The organism is Bacillus sp. FJAT-27245, from assembly GCF_001273955.1.
GTDB lineage: Bacteria > Bacillota > Bacilli > Bacillales > Cytobacillaceae > Bacillus_D.
Genome location: NZ_LIGI01000001.1, coordinates 3,175,079 through 3,176,325, shown reverse-complemented (window position 1 = coordinate 3,176,325; position 1,247 = coordinate 3,175,079). Strand labels below are relative to the sequence as shown.

The following is a 1,247-nucleotide window of genomic DNA, read 5'->3' as shown; positions in this document are numbered from 1 at the left end:
TGCCAGGCATTTATTATGGAGGATTAGCTCAGCTGGGAGAGCATCTGCCTTACAAGCAGAGGGTCGGCGGTTCGATCCCGTCATCCTCCACCATATAGTATATTACCATTATTTTATGCCGGTTTAGCTCAATTGGTAGAGCAACTGACTTGTAATCAGTAGGTTGGGGGTTCAAGTCCTCTAGCCGGCACCATTTTTGAGCCATTAGCTCAGTCGGTAGAGCATCTGACTTTTAATCAGAGGGTCGAAGGTTCGAGTCCTTCATGGCTCACCATTTAATATGCGGGTGTGGCGGAATTGGCAGACGCACCAGACTTAGGATCTGGCGCCGCGAGGCGTGGGGGTTCGACTCCCTTCACCCGCATTATTATTTCGCGGAAGTAGTTCAGTGGTAGAACACCACCTTGCCAAGGTGGGGGTCGCGGGTTCGAATCCCGTCTTCCGCTCCAATGACATTCCGCCGGGGTGGCGGAACTGGCAGACGCACAGGACTTAAAATCCTGCGGTAGGTGACTACCGTACCGGTTCGATTCCGGTCCTCGGCACCACTTAATATTATGCGCCCGTAGCTCAATTGGATAGAGCGTCTGACTACGGATCAGAAGGTTATGGGTTCGACTCCTTTCGGGCGCGCCATATAGATTTCGGGAAGTAGCTCAGCTTGGTAGAGCACTTGGTTTGGGACCAAGGGGTCGCAGGTTCGAATCCTGTCTTCCCGACCATTTTGAAAAAAGGGGCCTTAGCTCAGCTGGGAGAGCGCCTGCTTTGCACGCAGGAGGTCAGCGGTTCGATCCCGCTAGGCTCCACCATTCATAACATTACTTATATACTTTGGCGGTGTAGCTCAGCTGGCTAGAGCGTACGGTTCATACCCGTAAGGTCGGGGGTTCGATCCCCTCCGCCGCTACCAATATTGTTATGCTGGACCTTTAGCTCAGGTGTTTAGAGCAACGAGCAAGGCTTCGAGTTGTACTCATCGAGTGTGCTGCTTGAATAAGCTTTCCGAGATGAGGACAGACAATTCTGAGATGAATTCTTATAGTGAATGTGTAATATGGACCTTTAGCTCAGCTGGTTAGAGCAGACGGCTCATAACCGTCCGGTCGTAGGTTCGAGTCCTACAAGGTCCATCTGATACCTTTTATAATAAATGGAGGAATACCCAAGTCTGGCTGAAGGGATCGGTCTTGAAAACCGACAGGCGGGTTAAACCGCGCGGGGGTTCGAATCCCTCTTCCTCCGCCATT

The 1,247-nt window shown here is 51.6% G+C and carries 12 tRNA genes; all 12 read left to right on the top strand.

What is annotated here, in order from left to right:
• The first annotated feature begins 17 nt into the window (after positions 1–17).
• Positions 18–93 (top strand) — tRNA-Val (locus tag ADU24_RS15610).
• Between the two features lie 24 nt (positions 94–117).
• Positions 118–193, top strand: a tRNA-Thr gene (locus ADU24_RS15605).
• A 5-nt stretch (positions 194–198) separates the two neighbouring features.
• Positions 199–274 (top strand) — tRNA-Lys (locus ADU24_RS15600).
• Positions 275–282: 8 nt separating this feature from the next.
• Positions 283–364 (top strand) — tRNA-Leu (locus ADU24_RS15595).
• A gap of 10 nt (positions 365–374) precedes the next feature.
• Positions 375–449 (top strand) — tRNA-Gly (locus tag ADU24_RS15590).
• Positions 450–459: 10 nt separating this feature from the next.
• Positions 460–548: transfer RNA gene (locus ADU24_RS15585), tRNA-Leu, on the top strand.
• A gap of 11 nt (positions 549–559) precedes the next feature.
• Positions 560–636 (top strand) — tRNA-Arg (locus tag ADU24_RS15580).
• Positions 637–645: 9 nt separating this feature from the next.
• Positions 646–722 (top strand) — tRNA-Pro (locus ADU24_RS15575).
• Positions 723–733: 11 nt separating this feature from the next.
• Positions 734–809 (top strand) — tRNA-Ala (locus ADU24_RS15570).
• 24 nt (positions 810–833) lie between these two features.
• A tRNA-Met gene (locus ADU24_RS15565) sits at positions 834–910 on the top strand.
• Between the two features lie 146 nt (positions 911–1,056).
• A tRNA-Ile gene (locus tag ADU24_RS15560) sits at positions 1,057–1,130 on the top strand.
• A gap of 22 nt (positions 1,131–1,152) precedes the next feature.
• A tRNA-Ser gene (locus tag ADU24_RS15555) sits at positions 1,153–1,245 on the top strand.
• Positions 1,246–1,247: the final 2 nt, after the last annotated feature.